Consider the following 16,549-nt stretch of genomic DNA (forward strand, 5'->3'; position numbering starts at 1 on the left):
GGCGCACGATCGCACCCTCCAATCAAGAAGCCCGCTTCGTCGGCTGGAACCGTTCCCGCAGAAGCTTCAGCGCTGCATCCCCAGAAACCGGGGTGCCGAAAAGGAAGCTCTGGCCGAAATGGCAGTTCATGCGGGCCAGTTCCGCCGCATCCTCGGGTGTTTCAATGCCTTCCGCGACCACCTGCATGTCGAGCGCGCGCGCCATGGCGATGACCGAGCGTAGGAGCACGTTGCGCTTGTCACTGGTATTGGCCACCAGCGCCTTGTCGAGCTTGATCGTATCGAACGGGAAACGGGTGAGATAGGCAAGCGACGAATAACCGGTGCCGAAATCGTCCATTGCGAGGCTGAGGCCGGTTTCCTTGAGCTTGGAAAGCACAAGCCGCGCCTGTTCAGGGTTTTCCATGACGACGGATTCCGTCAGTTCCAGCTTCAGCTGCTGCGGATTGCAGCGCGTGCGGGTCAGCATGCCACGCACATCGTTGTACAATTCATTGTTCAGCAATTGCGCGCTGGAAATATTGACGGAAATGAAGATCGGCATCTTCTCGATGGCATGTTGCCAGTCCATCAGGTCCGTCGCCGCACGCTCCAGTGCGAACATGCCGAGCGGCTCGATCAGACCGGAAGCCTCCGCGATGGGAATGAACTCGCTCGGCGGAATATTGCCGCGCTTCGGGTGTTCCCAGCGCATCAGGGCTTCAAAACCGGCAAGCTCGCCATCGTCAAGCTTGACAATCGGCTGATAGGCCAGCGACAGTTCCTTGCGCTCGATGGCGCGGCGAAGGTCGCTTTCCATCTGCAGCCGGTCGGTGCCTGACGTGCGGAAGGCGGGGCGGAACGGCTCGACGCGGTTGCCGCCGGCGCGCTTGGCGCGGTACATGGCCAGTTCCGCGTCGCTCAAAAGCCCGGCCGCACTTTCCTGCTGGTCGATCCAAGAAACGAGGCCGATGGAGGCGGTGAGGATGATCTCGCGGTTGGCGAAATTGATCGGCACCATGATCGCCTTGTTCACCGCATCGGCAAAATCGGCCACACGCTGCGGATCGCGCTCCGACGTCAGGATCAGGCCGAACTCATCGCCGCCGAGACGCGCCAGCGTATCCTGCGGCTTTAGCAGGCGGCGCAGGCGGCGGGTGAGAGCAATGAGGATATTGTCGCCGGCAGCAATGCCGAGCGTGTCATTGACCAGCTTGTAACGGTCGATGTCGATCGCCATCACGGTCGGGCGCACGCCCTCGCTATCGGGCGAGAGATTGAGGATCGATTGCAGGCGGTCAAGGAAGACCTGCCGGTTCGGAAGCCCGGTCAGATTGTCGTTCATCGCATCCTGCAACAGCCGCTCGACCGAATTCTTCTGCTCGGTAATATCGGTGATGGTGCCGACGCAGCGGATGATTTCGCCGTTGGAGCCGAGAACCGGACGGGCGCGGATTTGCAACCAGTGGAAATGACCATCCTCGGCGCGAATGCGGAATTCGTGGTTGAGACGGCCCTTGCGATGGTCGAGCAGCACGTCGAGCGTTGCCTTGAACCGGTCGCGGTCGTCAGGATGCAGGCGCGGCAGCCAGTTACGCGCAGCACCATGCATGGTGCCGGGCTCCAGCCCCAGACGGTTGGAAATGTCTGGCGTGGTGACGATGCGGTCGCGTGTCACATCCCAGTCCCAGACGGTATCGCCGCTGCCCGTCAACGCCAGCGATTGGCGTTCGAGATCGGAGAACAAACCCTGCTGGTACGCGCTGCCGGCAAAGGCATGCTGGATGACGGTGAAGCCGATCAGAAGCACGATCAGCACCAGCCCGCCGCCGAGCGCAGGTTGCACGATGTCGTTGTCCAGCTGCCCCGTTACCGTCAGCCAGCTGCCGAACAGCCAGACGAGGATGAGCGCCCAGGAGGGAACGAGCAGGATCGCCCGGTCGTAACGGTTGAAGCCGAGATAGATGATGAGCGCGATACCGGCGGTCGCCGTCAGCGCGAAGGAGACGCGGGCAATACCTGACGCAACCGAAGGATCGTAAATCGCAACGCCGAACAGCAGCGCCAGACCCACCACCCAGGCAAAGGTCGCATAACCCAGATGCGCGTGCCATCGGTTGAGATTGAGATAGGTGAACAGGAAGACCACGAAGCTGGAGGCGAGAGCCACTTCGGCGCCCGCCCTCCATATTCGCTGATCGCTTGAAGTGACCGTGATGAGCTTTTCGAGAAAGCCGAAATCGACGCAGATATAGGCGAGTACCGCCCAGGCAAGTGCTGCCGACGCCGGCAGGACCGATGTTCCCTTGACCACGAAAAGGATGGTCAGGAGCACGGCCAGCAGGCCGGCAATGCCGAGCACGATGCCGCGATAGAGCGTGAACGCGTTGATCGTATCCTTGTAGGCTTCCGGTTCCCACAGATAGATCTGCGGCAGCTGCGGCGTGGAAAGCTCGGCCACAAAGGTGATGACGGAGCCCGGATTGAGCGTGATGCGGAAGACGTCAGCATCAGGGCTCGGCTGCCGGTCGAGCGCAAAGCCCTCGCTCGGCGTGATGGCGATGATGCGCTGCGAACCGAGGTCGGGCCAGAACAGCTTGGAATTGACGAGACGGAAATGCGGCGCGACGATCACGCGCTCCAGCTGCTCTTCGGAGACGTTGGCGAGCGCAAAGACCGCCCAGTCGCCCTGATGATCTTCGGAGCTGGCGCGCACTTCGATACGGCGGCGGATGCCGTCAGGGCCGGGCGCGGTCGAGACCTGGAAGGCTTCGCCCTGGTTGGCATAGATATCGGTCGTCGCGGTGAGGTCGAGAGCCGTGTCGTCACGGGAAATCTTCACTGGTTCGAAAGCGTAGGAATGAGAGGCAAAAAGCACGAAAAGCAGGAAAAACGGCACAGCCAGTGCGATTGCCGCCAGACGTTTCGACAGGCACGGCGCAGAGTGATTGTAGGTCATGTATCGTACTTCGTTCCGCCGGAGCTTTGCTTGTCGGCAAGAAGGGAAAACATCATATGATCCCGCCATTGGCCATTGATTTTCAGATATTCCCGCAGGAGGCCTTCCCGCTGGAACCCGGCATTTTCGAGAAGCCGGATGCTTTTGAAGTTTTCCGGAATACAGGCTGCCTCGATACGGTGCAACTGAAGTCCGTTAAAGATGTAGGGTATTACCAATTTTAATGCGGCGGACATATGGCCTTGCGCGGCGTGGCGCTCGCCGGTCCAATATCCGATCATGCAGCTTTGTGCGGCCCCGCGCCGGATGTAACCGATGGTGATGCCACCGACGAGCAGCGTCTCCTTCTGAAACAGCAGAAACGAGACGGCGGTGCCGGAGGAAAACTCCTGGCCGTTGCGCACCACGCGCATGCGGAAGGCGCCTTCAGTCAGCTCGTCCGGGCGCCAGGTCGGCTCCCAGGGCTGAAGAAACTGCCGGCTTTCCGAGCGCAACACATGCCATTGCTTGAAATCGCTGTAGCGCGGCAGTCTGAGGAGATGATCGGCGCTGCGCAGTTCGGGCGTGTCGCTATGTCGGGAAAGAAAACGCAGCATTCACGATCCCTGTGCGGCAGACATCGCCATCCGCGAACGGGATGGCGAAAAAGGTGAGCGGTCTTCGCCTTTAAATCCCGCCCTCATATCGGTTTATCCGTTAGCCTTTATCCTTGCGGGCTGCTGCGCGGAAAGCGCGGCAGTGATGTCTGAAAGCGGCGGCAGATGTTCAAGCGGGCCAATTGCAGACAATGTCGGAACTGTATCGAAAAACAGCCGTCCTGCAAGATCGGTCAGGCGTTCCCGCGTGATGTGTTCCAGGCGCTCCATCATCTCCTCATTGGGGATGGGACGGCCGTAAAGCATCATCTGCCGGGCCATCTGGCCGGCGCGGGCCGCTGGGCTTTCCTGCCCCATCAGCAATTGCGCACGGATCTGCGCGCGGGCGCGGTTGATTTCCTCCTGATGGATAATCTGGGAAGACTTGCGCAATTCATCGACTATGACGGGCATCAGTTCGGGCAGGTCGTTGCCGCCGGTGGCCGCATGAACGCCGAAGATGCCGGTATCGGAAAAACCCCAATGGAAGGCATAGACGGAATAACACAGTCCACGCGCCTCGCGCACTTCCTGGAAGAGGCGCGATGACATGCCGCCGCCGAGAATATTGGCGAGAATCTGCGAACAATAGAAATCGCGGGCGTGATAGGCCTTGCCCTCGAAGCCGAGCAGCACCTGCGCGTCCATGAGGTCGCGCGTCTCGCGGATTTCTCCGCCTGTATAGATCGCCTTTTCCATGACGGGCGTTGCCGCCGGAACGAGCGGCAGCGAGGCAAAACGCTCTTCCACCTGCTTCACGAAGCTTTCATGATCGACCGCGCCGGCCGCGACGACGAAGATGCGGTCCGTCGTATAATTGCGGGCGAGATAATGCCGGATCTCTCCGCTGGTGAACGATTGCACGGTGTCCGGTGTGCCGAGGATCGGCCGGCCGATGGTCTGGTCGCGATAGGCGACGCCGGAGAAATTGTCGAAGATCACGTCGTCAGGTGTGTCGGTAGCAGCGCCGATTTCCTGGAGAATGACGTTTTTCTCGCGCTCCAGCTCGTCTTCGTCGAACAGCGATTCCGTCAGAATATCTGCAAGAATATCGACCGCGAGCGGGACGTGGTCTTTCAGGACGCGGGCATAATAGGAGGTCGTTTCCGTCGATGTCGCGGCGTTGACTTCGCCGCCGACATTTTCGATCTCTTCGGCGATCTGCCGGGCGGTGCGGCGCGCCGTGCCCTTGAACGCCATATGTTCGAGTAGATGGGCGATGCCGTGTTCGGCAGTCGTCTCGTTGCGGGACCCGGATTTGATCCACACCCCAAGAGCAACGCTTTCGAGATGTGGCATTCTTTCCGTAACAACGGTCAACCCGGACGAAAGCCGGGTCACATTAACTCTCATACTCAACGTCTTTCCGCGTCTCTATTTGCCGGCGCGTGCATGTTGGCCGATGAAGGTTTCCACGGCTTTCAGCTCTGCGTCCAGAATGTCGAAACGCTCCTCCCGGTTCATAATGTCAGCTAGCCATACTGGAAGCGCCGGGTCGATTGCGCAAGCGGATTTTACAGCGGCCGGGAATTTAGCCGGGTGGGCAGTCGACAGAACAACCATCGGGCTGGATGCTTTTTCGTGCTTTTCAGCCACGAAAACACCCGTCGCCGTATGCGGGTCGATCAGGTAGCCGGTCTTTGCAAGCGTGTCGCGAATGGTCGCTGCCACCTGCTTTTCGGTGGCGCGGCCGGCGCGGAAATCCTTTTTGATGAATTTCAGTGCCTTCGGCGGAATTTCAAACGCACCGGACTGCTTCAAGCCGTCCATCGATGCCTTCACCGCAGCGGAATCGCGGTCATAGGCTTCAAACAGCAGGCGTTCGAAGTTGGACGAAATCTGGATGTCCATCGAAGGCGAGGTGGTGGGCTTGACGCCGCGCATCTCGTAACGGCCGGTCTTCAGGGTGCGCGCCAGAATGTCGTTGTCATTGGTGGCGATGACCAGCTTGTCGATCGGCAGGCCCATCTTCTTGGCGACGTAACCCGCAAAGATATCGCCGAAATTGCCGGTCGGAACGGTGAACGACACCTTCCGGTCAGGGCCGCCGAGCGACAGCGAGGCCGTAAAATAATAGACCACCTGCGCCATGATGCGCGCCCAGTTGATGGAGTTCACACCGGAAAGCTTCACGCCGTCGCGAAATTTCACATCGTTGAACATGTCTTTGACCAGCGTCTGGCAATCGTCGAAATTGCCGTTGATCGCCAGCGCATGCACGTTGGAAGCGGTGGAGGTCGTCATCTGGCGCTGCTGCACCGGCGAAACCTTGCCGTTCGGGAAAAGGATGAAGATATCGGTGCGCTCGCGGCCGGCAAAGGCGTCGATCGCCGCGCCGCCGGTATCGCCCGAGGTGGCGCCGACGATGGTGGCGCGCTCGCCGCGCTCCGTCAGCGTATAATCCATCAGACGGGCGAGGAGCTGCATCGCCACATCCTTGAAGGCGAGCGTGGTGCCGTGGAAAAGCTCGAGCACGAAGGTGTTCGGGCCGGTCTGAGTCAACGGCACGACGGCAGGGTGACGGAAGGTCGAATAGGCGTCATCGATCATCGCCTTGAACTTGTCGGCCGGAATTTCGCCGCCGGTGAAACGGTAGAGAACCTCGAAGGCGATGTCCTGATAGGATTTTCCGCGCAGGTTGCGGATTTCCTTCTTCGACATGGAAGGCCATTCGCGTGGCACGTAAAGCCCGCCGTCACGGCCAAGGCCCGCCAGAAGCGCGTCGCAGAAACCAAGCGAAGGGGCCGCACCCCTGGTCGATACATATTTCACGAGAGTGTCCCTTGTCCTTAACCAGCCTTGTCCCTAACCGGTATGTCCGGTGCCGGTCTTCGGCGTCTTTTCAGCAGCGTCTCACCGAAATGAGGCGATTGGCGAGGTAATGAAGGGCTTTTTTGAAAATTCAAGCAAAACCGAACATGCCAATCGATTTTTTCCGGCGTCGCTGCTATAGACCATCGCCAACCTGGGTGAAAGGTCAATAAACAGCGTCTCCGGTTCTGTTCCGGGACAATGGAGAGGGAATTAGAAGAGTGTCAGGGAATTTCTTGCGTTTGTCCGCCGCGATGTCGCTTCTGGCCGTTGTTGCAGGATGTAATTCCTCCAACCCGGCGGACTCGCTTGCCGTCAATCCGCCAACGGCACAGGCCGCGCCGACGGCTGCCGTGGTTCAGGCCAACTGCCCGGCCGTGACGGTTCTCGACGCCAATGCCGTTCACCGCCTTTACGCCGGTGGCGCCAAGGACGATCCGCAGAAGCTCGTCTATCAGGTCTCGCTGTCGGATACGACGCGCTCCTGCACCGCCAATGAATCGACGCTCACCGTAAACGTGCTGGCCCAGGGCCGCCTCGTTCCCGGCCCGATGGCCAAGCCCGGCCGCGTCAACGTGCCGATCCGCGTGACGGTGAAGGACGGCGATGGCGAGATTTACGGCGAAACGACCAATTTCGCCATCGACCTTCCTGCAGGCGGGGCCGGCACGCAGTTCATTTTCAACAATGACCACGTCGCCATCCCCAACGCACCGGGCGGCGCCCCGAAGTCGGTCAGCGTCTATGTCGGTTTTGCCGAGCAGGGCGCGAAGGCGAAGACCAAGCGCCGGTAGTCCTGCGAACGGGATATAGAAAAATCGGAGGCTGCTTTTGCAGGCTCCGGTTCAGATTGCTGACAAACCATCCCACCATTCGCAGCGTCATCCTCGGGCCTGTCCCGAGGATCCAATCACGTATCGTAAAATCAATGCGTTGCAGATGCTCGGGACAAGCCCGAGCATGACGGAGGAGTGGTTTGTGCCACTGCAACCCCGCTTAAAACGCGCCTTCCCATTCCGCCATCGCCGCAATCACGGCCGGCAGGTCCTGCATGCGGGAAATCACCGTTTCAGCGCCGGCATCCGTCAGCCGGTCGGCGTGGCTTGGATAGGTGTGGGATGCGCCGGTAAAGCCGATGACGCGCATGCCGGCGGCTCTCGCGCCGTGAATGCCGTGCACGGAATCCTCGACCACGACCACGCGGTCGGGGGAGACGCCGAATTGGGCTGCGCCATGCAGGAAGATATCCGGCTTCGGCTTCACGCGGTCGGCGCCGAGGTCCTTGGCGGAATAGATATGCGGCGCGAAATAGGGTTTCAGGCCCACCTTCGTCAGCATCATGTCGAGCCGGTGGCTGGATGAGTTCGAGCAGATGCACCGCGGCGTCGTCAGGCGCGACAGCGCGAATTTGACGCCCTCGATGATCTTCACATCGCGTTCCAGCCGCGCATCGAGCAGCTTTTCCGATTTGTCGAGCAGCGACGCCGACAGCGGAATGCTGGCTTCGCTTTCCACCTGCAGCAGAATGTTCTTCCAGGTCATGCCGGCGAAGCGCTCGCCCATTTCCTCGACGGAGATCGGATAACCGGCCTCGGTCAAAAGGCGGGATTCCACCTGCGCCGCGATGATTTCGGAATCGACCAGAACGCCGTCACAGTCGAAAATAATGAGGTCGAAGCCGCTCATGGGCGCTCCCTGTATCGGATTTGCTCGGAAGAAAATGATGCCGGGCTTTTAGACCATGTCCGCGCCAAGCTCAACCGGTTCGCCCGCAAGGGTCGGTCCCATCAGGCTCATAGCTTGGCGAGGAATGGGTAAGCGGGCACCGGGCTTCGAATATTCGGTTTGACGCACCTAAAAACCGCTACACAGGGCCGCGCCATATGCGTTAAGGGATAGTATGCCCAAGACAGAAAAAATCACGCCCGAAGACACCATCGCCGCGCGCATCAGCCGCACTCTGGCCGAGCGCATCGTCCGCGGTGAGCTGTCGCCGGGCGAACGTCTGCGGCAGGATCATATCGCCGCCGAATTCGGCGCTTCGCATGTGCCGGTGCGCGAGGCCTTCCGCCGTCTGGAAGCGCAGGGTTTGGCCGCCAGCATTCCGCGCCGGGGTGTTAGGGTCGCGGATTTCGGTCTCGACGATGTGCGGGAAGTCGCGGAAATGCGCGCGGCCCTCGAGGTGCTGGCGCTGCGCCACGCCGTTCCCAACATGACTTCAGCCATTCTCGATCAGGCGGAGGCTGCGACGCTCGAAGGTGACAGCGCCGTCGATGTGCAGCATTGGGAGGAGGCCAATCGTCGTTTCCATCGCCTGATCACGGCGCCCTGCAACATGCCGCGCCTGATGGAGGCGATCGACGGGTTGCATGCGGCGAGCGCCCGCTTCCTGTTTTCCGCCTGGCGGGCGGGCTGGGAACGCCGCACCGATACCGACCACCGCGCCATCATCGATGCGCTGCGCGGCGGCCGCGCCGAGGAGGCGGTACGCATTCTCGACGGACATGTGCAATGGATCGGCCGCAAGGCGATCCGCACCTCGTCCGGCTCGGTGCGCGACGCCTTCGCCATCGTCGGATAGGCCGGACCTTTGACTGTCCGCCTCCGCCCCCACCATCTTCTCTGTATGCTGACCTATATCGGCAAGGGCTACACATCAGGCTTCGTGGAAAATTACGACCGCGTCGCCGCTCGGCTGAATGCGGGCGAGGATATCGAACTGGTGGAAGGGGCGGACGATATCTGCGAAGGCCTGCTCTGCGAAAGCCATGCTCACTGTTTCAACGAAGGTATTGTGCAGCGGGACGAGACGGCCCGTCTGTCGGTTTCGGCGCTTCTCGGCGAAACACTGATCGCCGGCAGAAGGCTGAAAGTAACGCCGGATTTTCTCGCGAAAATGCGCGCGGCTTTCGCTGCCGGAGACATCCGGCAGGCCTGTCGCGGCTGCCAGTGGATCAGGCTTTGCAACCGCATCGCGGCCTCGGGATTTGCTGGCGTGAAAATCGGCGAGCGACCAGAGCCTCCTGCCGGGCAGCGGTCGAGGCCTACTCAGGCACATTCGTCTCGGTTCTCTCGGCGGCCTTGACCGTCGCCCTGATTTCCTTCGGGTCGCGGCCGGACTTCTTGTCGTAGCTCACCTTCACCGAATAATCGCCGGGATGCAGGGTTTCCTGATGTTTCGTTCCGTAACGGCCGGAAATCTCCTTCTGCGTGCCCTGAAGGTCCTTGGTCGTTTCGACGATATCGATCCGTTCAGCACCAGGGGCGGTGATGGCGAGAACACCCGCATCCAGATCGATGGTGATTTCCGTGCGTTTTCCGGCCGTCACGGTGAAGGGCTGTTCCACCGTCACCTTGCCGAGACGGGCGCGCATGACGAAATCGCCTGCCGGCATTTCCATCATCTTGCCGGTGCCGTAAATGCCGTTGATGGTCTGGCGCGTGCCATCGAGTGTTTCCTTTGCCGACATAGCCTCGAAACGGATGTCGTCCGTTTCGACGGCCCTGCCGCCCTGCGCATAAACCGCCTTGGCGACGACAACGCCGCTCGGAATGACCAACTCATGGCTGATCTTATCGCCAGCCTTGATGGCAAGGGTCTCCTGCGCCCGCGCCGGGCCTATGCTGCCGGTGATGACAATCTCGCCAGCCGGTACGAAGACCGTATTCTGCCCATAGACGCTGTCCTTGAAATCGCCCTTGGTTATTTCGGTTTTCGCCTGCGTTTCCACATCTCCGCCCGCGCTGCGTTTCGGCACGACAGTCAGTTCCGCCGCATCGAAATTCACCTTCGGCCGCGCGATGTTTCCATCCTTCACCTCGAAAGGTACGTCGCGAGTCACATTGCCGAGCGCCGCCACGCCGACATATCTGCCTGCCGGCAGTTTCGCCTCGAAGGTGGCGTCATAAGAGCCGCCGGCATTGGTGTCGGTACGCGCGCCGGTCCGGTCGGCCTTGTAGAAATCCCACCGCACCCTGCCGCTGTTGCCAAGCGAGGGGCCGCCGTCAAACAGCACCGCGTCGGTGACGACGTTATATTGCGGGGTCGGTTCCTGCGCCTGCAAGGACGCCGGCAGCGCGGTTGCGAAAAGCGCGGCGCAAACGACGTTCATCGAAAAAGAAGCCATTTTCATCACGGACCCCATTGCGGATTACCCCCTGCCAGAACCGGTTTTCCTGCAGCCCGCCATGCGCGGGACAGGAGAACCCGTTGTGCACAACGTTTTTGCCGCGCTTCGGGTTCCCCGCCTGCCGCCGTAAATCCGACCGGCTCGCTGCGACAGCCATTTATTTCGCATTTTCCGTGACTTGTTCAGGCTTTGATAACCATCTTCGGTAACCATAAGCATCAGTAGAGAGTAAGCGTATGGAGCGAGTACCAATGGCAGCAGTTTTTCCGCTGGCCGATTTTCGGCGTGCCGGTTTTGATCGTGCGGGCGAGAGTGACGCCTGGAAAGACAGCATCATCAAAGGTGATTGTGTCGCTGCCTTGGATGCCCTCCCGAGCCAGTCGGTGGATGCGATTTTCGCCGACCCGCCCTATAATCTCCAGCTTGGCGGCACGCTGCACCGGCCCGATCAGTCGCTGGTCGATGCTGTCGATGACGAATGGGACCAGTTCGCTTCCTTCGAGGCCTATGACGCCTTCACCCGTGCCTGGCTGCTCGCCTGCCGCCGCGTGCTGAAACCGAACGGGACCATTTGGGTCATCGGCTCCTATCACAATATCTTCCGCGTCGGCGCCATGCTCCAGAACCTCGATTTCTGGATCCTCAACGATATCGTCTGGCGCAAGACCAACCCCATGCCCAATTTCAAGGGCCGTCGTTTCCAGAACGCCCATGAGACCATGATCTGGGCAAGCCGTGATCCGAAAGCCAAAAGCTACACCTTCAACTACGATGCACTGAAGGCCTCCAATGACGATGTGCAGATGCGCTCGGACTGGCTGTTCCCGATCTGCAGCGGCAATGAGCGGCTGAAAGGCGACGACGGCAAGAAGGTGCATCCCACCCAGAAGCCGGAAGCCTTGCTGGCGCGCATCATCATGGCATCGACCAAGCCGGGCGATATCGTGCTCGACCCGTTCTTCGGTTCCGGCACCACCGGTGCAGTTGCAAAACGCCTCGGCCGCCACTTCGTCGGCATCGAGCGTGAACAGGAATACATCGATGCGGCCTCCGCCCGCATCGCCGCCGTCGAGCCGCTCGGCAAGGCGGAACTGACCGTCATGACCGGCAAAAAGGCCGAGCCGCGCGTTGCTTTTAACACGCTGGTGGAAAGCGGCCTCGTCCGCCCCGGCCAGGTGCTGACGGATGCACGACGCCGTTATAGCGCCATTATTCGTGCCGATGGTACGCTTGCATCCGGCGGAACCGCCGGCTCCATTCACCGCCTCGGCGCGAAGGTGCAGGGTCTCGACGCATGCAACGGATGGACGTTCTGGCATTTCGAGGACGGCGACGAACTGAAGCCAATCGATGATCTCAGAACCATCATTCGCAGTGAAATGGCAAAGGCCGAATAGTCGAAAGCCCGAAAGGCTGAAGACGGACGATCCACCGCCCGCCCTTGTCAGAATACGTCTCTGTCCGGTTTAGTACCTTCAGTCCCGGATAGAGAACGACCAACGCCCGGCACCCTGGTGTCGGGCGTTGGTATTTTCGAATATAAAACTTTAGTCAGACAAGTTTCGCGCAAGAGACGAGCAATATTGTCTCAAATCAGAGCAGTGGTTGTGAAAATCCGGTTCGGAAAGCTCACAAAAACATTGCGTCCGATGCCGCTTGCGGCAGGACTGGCGCAGGCCGGCGACCGCCATTGCCGCCTGCGCCAATTTCTTTTCCGATCGATTTTGACAAACTTTGCCAAACTCGCCATCTTATCATCGAAGGAGATGAAGATGGCGACCATGAATATATCGCTGCCCGGCCAGATGAAGGATTGGGTCGAGGCGCAGTCTAAAACGGGCCGTTACTCCAACGCCAGCGACTATGTGCGTGATCTCATCCGCAGGGATCAGGAGCGAGGCGAGAAGATCACCGCCATGCAGCGCCTGGTGGACGAAGGATTGCAGAGCGGCACTGGTGATCGATCGCAGGACGCCTTGTTCGCCGAGGCTGAGGCCCGTTCAGCGAAACGCGATATCGGCTAATCATGGGTTTTCGCCTGTCGCTGCTCGCGGAAGAGGACGTCATTCGCATAGCTGAAGAAGGCATCCTGATATTCGGACCCGCGCAGGCGCGAAAATATCACCGGGAACTTTATGCGGTATTCCATCTGCTCTCCCTCAATCCGCGCATGGCGCGCGAACGGCACGAATTATCACCGCCGTTGCGCATCCATCGCTTCAGGTCGCATCTGGTTGTCTATAGCGTGGACGCGGACGACGAAGTGTTCATCGTCCGCGTGCGCCATGGGCATGAGGACTGGGTGAATGAACCCTGATCCATGGCCTCAAGCAATATCAGGGCCGGTGTCCTACACCGCCACCCCATAGGCCCGCAGATCCTGCTTCAGCTTTTCCGCGCCGGTAAAATGCACGGCCTGCCAGCCGGCGGCCTTGGCGCCTTCGACATTGGCGAGCGTATCGTCGATGAAGAGGCTGGTGGCCGGATTGAGGTCGAATTCCTTTGCGTGCAGATCGTAGATCGCCACATCCGGCTTCAAAAGCTTCACGTCGCCGGAAACCGTCACGCCGCGCGGCAAGGTGAGGAACGGGAACATCCTATGTGCCTCGCGAAAAGTGTCTGAGGCGAAGTTGGTCAGCATCGTTACATCATGGCCGCTGTCGATCAGGCCAACCATGATTGCGACGCTATCGTCATAGGAATGCGAGACCATTTCGTGCCAGAATTTGCGGAAGGAGCGGATATGCTCCTCGCGCTCCGGGAATTTTTCCACCAGCAGCGCCTCGGCGTCTTCCCAGCGGCGGCCGCGATCCTGTTCGAGGTTCCAGTCATGGGTGCAGATATTGTCGAAGAACCATTGGCGCTCGTCGGCATCGGGAATGAGGCGGCTATAGGGAATATGCGGATCGTAGTGGATCAGCACCTTGCCGATGTCGAATACGATATGCTCAATCTTGGTCATCGAACTTTCCTGCGTTCATCGAATGCGGATGGAATAGCCTCTGCAATGACTTTTTTCATCACCGTTGGCAGCGCCTGCGCGTCAAGATTTGTAACCGGCTCCCACCATCCGTCATCCGGTCCGGTTTGAAGGTTATCCGAAACCTGTGCGCGATAGACTGTCAGACGCAGTTCGAAATGGGTGAAGACATGCACGATGACACCCGCCACCTGCCAGCCGGCGGCAAAGGGCGCGTGGCTCACCTCCGTGCCGCCATCCATCCGTGCGGTCCACGCCGTTGTCGGCACCTCGGTCATGCCGCCGAGAAGCCCGCTGTCGATGCGCCGCCGCAGCAGAATCTCACCCTCTGTATTCACCGCCACAAAGGCGGCCCCGAGCCGCACAGGCTTGGCCTTCTTCGCGGCCTTGACCGGAAAACGCTCCGGCTCGTCATGGGCAAGCGCAAGACAGCCGGCATTGAACGGACAGAGCGCGCAGGCCGGCCGTTTCGGCGTGCAGATCGTTGCACCGAGATCCATCATCGCCTGCGCAAAATCGCCCGGCCGGTCGGCAGGTGTCAGCGCGGCCACCTTCGCCTTCATCACCGGTTTTGAGCCGGGCAGGGGGGCGTCGATGGTAAAGAGGCGGGAAATGACGCGTTCCACATTGCCGTCCATCACCGCCGCCTGCCGGTTGAATGCGATGGCCGCCACGGCGGCGGCGGTGTAGTCGCCGATGCCGGGCAATTCCTTCAGGCCCTCTTCGCTGTCTGGAAAGATGCCGCCATGGTCGCGCGCCACGGCTTCGGCGCATTTTTTTAGGTTGCGTGCGCGTGCATAATAACCGAGCCCCGCCCAGGCCGCCATCACATCCTCGACCGGCGCCGCCGCCAGATCGCTGACGCTTGGCCATGCGGCGAGAAACTTCAGGAAATAGGGTTTAACCGCCTGCACCGTCGTCTGCTGCAGCATGACCTCCGACAGCCAGACGTGATAGGGATCGGCGCGTTTTCCCCGTGCTGCCATGGCGGGAGACGTGCGCCATGGCAGTTCGCGATGGTGCCGGTCGTACCATGCGAGAAGTTGTTCCGCTGTCGGATGTGATATGGGTTGCCGCGTATGTGTGTTCATTGCCGCTGAACATAGACACGGCACGGCAATCTGCAACAGCAGCCTGCCGCGGCGGCGTGGAAAACCGCATTTGGAAACGAACGCCACGACATCGAAACCCATGATCCGATTTTGGAGGAAGAGCCCATGCTGAACGCGCTGCTGGATAATATACCCCAACCGCTGCTTTATGTTATCGGGATTCTGTTGGCCCTGTGCCTGATTGGAGGCCTGTTGAACCATATTGGCCGGCTGTATTTCGGACGGCAAAACAGCGTGGCGTTTGTGGTGTCTCGCCTCATCGGCGAAATCCGTGAACTCGAGAGGATGAGAGGCAGGCCCTCGCGCCGCTTTCGAATTGTCGAAACCGGTTTCTGGGCGATTTTCTGCCATGGCCTGTGGATATATCTCTGCGTTGTGCTGACACTCATGTTGGCGATCGCCCTTATCTCGGATAAGCCGGGAATATCGCATCTGAAGTTTTTGGCCGTGGCCTATTTCCTCTTTGGATGTTTGGCGGTGAGAATGATACGCTTGGGCGCCTGCCGCGACTGGCGACGATTCCGCGCATTGTTGCGCGGAGAAGAAGATGACGATGGCGCGACCGCTTGAGGCCGCTTGGCCTTTGTCGAGGAGAGCATGAAGAAACCCGCAGATTCATTCCGCAAAGGCGTCGTGCAGATCGCCGAAGTCGCCAATGGCATCATGGACCCGGTGCTCTCGAAACGGGCGGGCATCAATACGGCGCTGCTCGGCTCCTGGGACGAGATCGCCGGCGACGATTTTGCCGATTGCACGCGGCCGGAAAAGATCACCTGGCCGCGCCGCGACGAAGGGCCGGATCGCGGCGGTTATCAGCCCGGCGTGCTGACGATCGCCTGCGAAGGCGCGCGCGCTTTGTTTCTCACCCATGCGCAGGGCGAACTCATCGCCCGCATCAACGGTTTTTTTGGCTTCCCGGCCGTGCGCCAGATCAGGATCGTGCAGAAGCCGGTGTCGCAGGCCATCACCCGCCGGCGCAAACCGCAGCCCTTGCGCGGTGATGCGGCAAAACGTCTCGATGACATGATGAACGGTATTGAAAGCGAGGCATTGCGCAAGGCGGTGGGACGGCTTGGCACGGCGGTCTTGCAGAAGAAGCCGCCTGGCCGAAGCATTTGATCGGGGCGGTTGTCCTTGACTGGTCACAATTCTTTGACAAGAAGAGTCCAGAACTCCGCTTGTGATGAACAGGCCGTCGCTATATCGGAATCAACGGACAATAGAGTCTATTACCAACAGGTGCTTTCATGCATTTTCCCGAACTGACCATTTCCCGTCGCAGCCTTCTCGGCGGTGTTGCCCTTGCCGCCCTTGCCACGGCCCTGCCGTTTGCCTTCACGCCCGGTATTGCCCAGGCGCAGGAATTGCCTGAATCCACCGGTGATGTGGACATGGCTGCGGTGATGAAGCCCGGCCCGCTGCCGGAAGCAGCGCTCGGCGATGCCAACGCACCCGTCAAGATCGTCGAATATATGTCGATGACCTGCCCGCACTGCGCCAACTTCCACAACAAGACCTTCGAAGAAATCAAGAAGAAGTACATCGATACCGGCAAGGTCTATTTCGTGCTGCGCGAATTCCCGTTCGATCCGCGCGCCGCTGCCGCCTTCATGCTGGCGCGCTGCGCACCGGAAGGTCAGTATTTCCCCTTCGTTTCCATGCTGTTCAAGCAGCAGCAGAGCTGGGCTGTCGCCCAGGATGCGCGTGCCGCCCTGCTGCAAATGTCGAAAATGGCCGGTTTCTCACAGGAGTCTTTCGAGGCCTGCTTGACGAACCAGAAACTTCTGGATGATGTGAACGCAACCATGCAACGCGGTGCGACGGAATTCGGCGTCAACTCTACGCCGACTTTCATCATCAACGGCAAGAAATACGCAGGAGACATGTCGGTTGAAACCATGTCGGCTGTCATCGACAAGCTGCTCTGATCACCGAAGCCTGAA

18 protein-coding genes are annotated in these 16,549 nt (G+C 60.0%); 9 read left to right on the forward strand and 9 right to left on the reverse strand.

Translation table 11 applies throughout. The features are described 5' to 3' along the window. Positions 1-22: 22 nt before the first annotated feature. The 4 genes from CFBP5499_RS02915 to thrC all read right to left on the reverse strand — a co-directional run bounded on the left by CFBP5499_RS02915 (position 23) and on the right by thrC (position 6,345). Positions 23-2,938 (reverse strand): EAL domain-containing protein, encoded by a 2,916-nt coding sequence (locus tag CFBP5499_RS02915; RefSeq protein ID WP_080825712.1) that lies wholly within the window; start codon positions 2,936-2,938, stop codon positions 23-25. Next, entirely contained in the window at positions 2,935-3,534 is a 600-nt protein-coding gene (locus tag CFBP5499_RS02920) for a GNAT family N-acetyltransferase (protein ID WP_080825711.1), read from the reverse strand. The genes CFBP5499_RS02915 and CFBP5499_RS02920 overlap by 4 nt, the downstream gene beginning before the upstream one ends. Before the next feature lie 93 nt (positions 3,535-3,627). After that, complete coding sequence (locus tag CFBP5499_RS02925) at positions 3,628-4,926, reverse strand: M16 family metallopeptidase (protein WP_080825709.1); 1,299 nt, start codon at positions 4,924-4,926, stop codon at positions 3,628-3,630. Positions 4,927-4,947: 21 nt separating this feature from the next. Then, positions 4,948-6,345, reverse strand: a complete 1,398-nt coding sequence (thrC, locus tag CFBP5499_RS02930) for a threonine synthase (RefSeq protein ID WP_080825707.1) — start codon at positions 6,343-6,345, stop codon at positions 4,948-4,950. Positions 6,346-6,638: 293 nt separating this feature from the next. Between thrC and CFBP5499_RS02935 the strand changes: the two genes are divergently transcribed. Continuing rightward, positions 6,639-7,178: a PilZ domain-containing protein gene (locus CFBP5499_RS02935; RefSeq protein WP_175416756.1), complete on the forward strand. Its 540-nt coding sequence runs from the start codon at positions 6,639-6,641 to the stop codon at positions 7,176-7,178. Positions 7,179-7,380: 202 nt separating this feature from the next. Here CFBP5499_RS02935 and CFBP5499_RS02940 read toward each other — a convergent pair whose 3' ends face one another. Then, a complete protein-coding gene (locus CFBP5499_RS02940; RefSeq protein WP_080825703.1) occupies positions 7,381-8,070 on the reverse strand; it encodes an HAD family hydrolase in 690 nt (229 codons plus the stop codon). A gap of 214 nt (positions 8,071-8,284) precedes the next feature. Here CFBP5499_RS02940 and CFBP5499_RS02945 point away from each other — a divergent pair, with 214 nt between their 5' ends. Both CFBP5499_RS02945 and CFBP5499_RS02950 read left to right on the forward strand, forming a co-directional pair. Then, the gene (locus CFBP5499_RS02945) at positions 8,285-8,965 is read left to right on the forward strand and encodes a GntR family transcriptional regulator (RefSeq protein ID WP_080825701.1); all 681 of its coding nucleotides are present in this window, start codon (positions 8,285-8,287) and stop codon (positions 8,963-8,965) included. A 45-nt stretch (positions 8,966-9,010) separates the two neighbouring features. After that, positions 9,011-9,469: a DUF1284 domain-containing protein gene (locus CFBP5499_RS02950; protein ID WP_080825698.1), complete on the forward strand. Its 459-nt coding sequence runs from the start codon at positions 9,011-9,013 to the stop codon at positions 9,467-9,469. Here CFBP5499_RS02950 and CFBP5499_RS02955 read toward each other — a convergent pair. Beyond that, the gene (locus tag CFBP5499_RS02955) at positions 9,429-10,529 is read right to left on the reverse strand and encodes a hypothetical protein (RefSeq protein ID WP_080825696.1); all 1,101 of its coding nucleotides are present in this window, start codon (positions 10,527-10,529) and stop codon (positions 9,429-9,431) included. The two genes, CFBP5499_RS02950 and CFBP5499_RS02955, sit on opposite strands and share 41 nt — an antisense overlap. A 236-nt stretch (positions 10,530-10,765) precedes the next feature. Here CFBP5499_RS02955 and CFBP5499_RS02965 point away from each other — a divergent pair, with 236 nt between their 5' ends. Next, positions 10,766-11,911 carry a site-specific DNA-methyltransferase gene (locus CFBP5499_RS02965; RefSeq protein ID WP_080825694.1) on the forward strand — a complete coding sequence of 382 codons (1,146 nt, stop codon included), beginning with the start codon at positions 10,766-10,768 and terminating at the stop codon, positions 11,909-11,911. A gap of 191 nt (positions 11,912-12,102) precedes the next feature. On the opposite strand, the gene CFBP5499_RS02970 is transcribed toward CFBP5499_RS02965, so the two are convergent. Continuing rightward, entirely contained in the window at positions 12,103-12,297 is a 195-nt protein-coding gene (locus CFBP5499_RS02970) for a hypothetical protein (RefSeq protein WP_175416595.1), read from the reverse strand. Here CFBP5499_RS02970 and CFBP5499_RS02975 point away from each other — a divergent pair. Further along, positions 12,287-12,538, forward strand: a complete 252-nt coding sequence (locus CFBP5499_RS02975) for a type II toxin-antitoxin system ParD family antitoxin (RefSeq protein ID WP_080825692.1) — start codon at positions 12,287-12,289, stop codon at positions 12,536-12,538. The two genes, CFBP5499_RS02970 and CFBP5499_RS02975, sit on opposite strands and share 11 nt — an antisense overlap. Positions 12,539-12,540: 2 nt before the next feature. Further along, positions 12,541-12,831, forward strand: a complete 291-nt coding sequence (locus CFBP5499_RS02980; RefSeq protein WP_080825689.1) for a type II toxin-antitoxin system RelE/ParE family toxin — start codon at positions 12,541-12,543, stop codon at positions 12,829-12,831. 33 nt (positions 12,832-12,864) lie between these two features. On the opposite strand, the gene CFBP5499_RS02985 is transcribed toward CFBP5499_RS02980, so the two are convergent. After that, positions 12,865-13,476, reverse strand: a complete 612-nt coding sequence (locus tag CFBP5499_RS02985; protein ID WP_080825688.1) for an HAD family hydrolase — start codon at positions 13,474-13,476, stop codon at positions 12,865-12,867. Next, positions 13,473-14,585, reverse strand: coding sequence for an A/G-specific adenine glycosylase (gene mutY / locus CFBP5499_RS02990; RefSeq protein WP_080827438.1), 1,113 nt, complete (start codon positions 14,583-14,585; stop codon positions 13,473-13,475). The genes CFBP5499_RS02985 and mutY overlap by 4 nt, the downstream gene beginning before the upstream one ends. Positions 14,586-14,711: 126 nt before the next feature. On the opposite strand from mutY, the gene CFBP5499_RS02995 reads away from it, so the two are divergent. From CFBP5499_RS02995 to CFBP5499_RS03005, 3 genes are all read left to right on the forward strand, one after another. Next, positions 14,712-15,176 (forward strand): hypothetical protein, encoded by a 465-nt coding sequence (locus CFBP5499_RS02995; protein ID WP_080825687.1) that lies wholly within the window; start codon positions 14,712-14,714, stop codon positions 15,174-15,176. A gap of 27 nt (positions 15,177-15,203) precedes the next feature. Next, positions 15,204-15,725 (forward strand): DUF721 domain-containing protein, encoded by a 522-nt coding sequence (locus tag CFBP5499_RS03000; protein ID WP_080827437.1) that lies wholly within the window; start codon positions 15,204-15,206, stop codon positions 15,723-15,725. A gap of 128 nt (positions 15,726-15,853) precedes the next feature. Beyond that, a complete protein-coding gene (locus CFBP5499_RS03005) occupies positions 15,854-16,534 on the forward strand; it encodes a DsbA family protein (RefSeq protein WP_080817471.1) in 681 nt (226 codons plus the stop codon). Positions 16,535-16,549: the final 15 nt, after the last annotated feature.

The sequence above is a fragment of the Agrobacterium tumefaciens genome (genome assembly GCF_005221325.1).
Taxonomy (GTDB): domain Bacteria; phylum Pseudomonadota; class Alphaproteobacteria; order Rhizobiales; family Rhizobiaceae; genus Agrobacterium.

Bases quoted from the DNA above. Each gene is read 5' to 3' on its own strand.
- CFBP5499_RS02915 (WP_080825712.1), bottom strand. From the start codon at position 2,938: ATGACCTACAATCACTCTGCGCCGTGCCTGTCGAAACGTCTGGCGGCA.
- CFBP5499_RS02920 (WP_080825711.1), bottom strand. From the start codon at position 3,534: ATGCTGCGTTTTCTTTCCCGACATAGCGACACGCCCGAACTGCGCAGC.
- CFBP5499_RS02925 (WP_080825709.1), bottom strand. From the start codon at position 4,926: ATGAGAGTTAATGTGACCCGGCTTTCGTCCGGGTTGACCGTTGTTACG.
- CFBP5499_RS02935 (WP_175416756.1), top strand. From the start codon at position 6,639: ATGTCGCTTCTGGCCGTTGTTGCAGGATGTAATTCCTCCAACCCGGCG.
- CFBP5499_RS02940 (WP_080825703.1), bottom strand. From the start codon at position 8,070: ATGAGCGGCTTCGACCTCATTATTTTCGACTGTGACGGCGTTCTGGTC.
- CFBP5499_RS02945 (WP_080825701.1), top strand. From the start codon at position 8,285: ATGCCCAAGACAGAAAAAATCACGCCCGAAGACACCATCGCCGCGCGC.
- CFBP5499_RS02950 (WP_080825698.1), top strand. From the start codon at position 9,011: ATGCTGACCTATATCGGCAAGGGCTACACATCAGGCTTCGTGGAAAAT.
- CFBP5499_RS02955 (WP_080825696.1), bottom strand. From the start codon at position 10,529: ATGGGGTCCGTGATGAAAATGGCTTCTTTTTCGATGAACGTCGTTTGC.
- CFBP5499_RS02965 (WP_080825694.1), top strand. From the start codon at position 10,766: ATGGCAGCAGTTTTTCCGCTGGCCGATTTTCGGCGTGCCGGTTTTGAT.
- CFBP5499_RS02975 (WP_080825692.1), top strand. From the start codon at position 12,287: ATGGCGACCATGAATATATCGCTGCCCGGCCAGATGAAGGATTGGGTC.
- CFBP5499_RS02970 (WP_175416595.1), bottom strand. From the start codon at position 12,297: ATGGTCGCCATCTTCATCTCCTTCGATGATAAGATGGCGAGTTTGGCA.
- CFBP5499_RS02980 (WP_080825689.1), top strand. From the start codon at position 12,541: ATGGGTTTTCGCCTGTCGCTGCTCGCGGAAGAGGACGTCATTCGCATA.
- CFBP5499_RS02985 (WP_080825688.1), bottom strand. From the start codon at position 13,476: ATGACCAAGATTGAGCATATCGTATTCGACATCGGCAAGGTGCTGATC.
- mutY (WP_080827438.1), bottom strand. From the start codon at position 14,585: ATGAACACACATACGCGGCAACCCATATCACATCCGACAGCGGAACAA.
- CFBP5499_RS02995 (WP_080825687.1), top strand. From the start codon at position 14,712: ATGCTGAACGCGCTGCTGGATAATATACCCCAACCGCTGCTTTATGTT.
- CFBP5499_RS03000 (WP_080827437.1), top strand. From the start codon at position 15,204: ATGAAGAAACCCGCAGATTCATTCCGCAAAGGCGTCGTGCAGATCGCC.
- CFBP5499_RS03005 (WP_080817471.1), top strand. From the start codon at position 15,854: ATGCATTTTCCCGAACTGACCATTTCCCGTCGCAGCCTTCTCGGCGGT.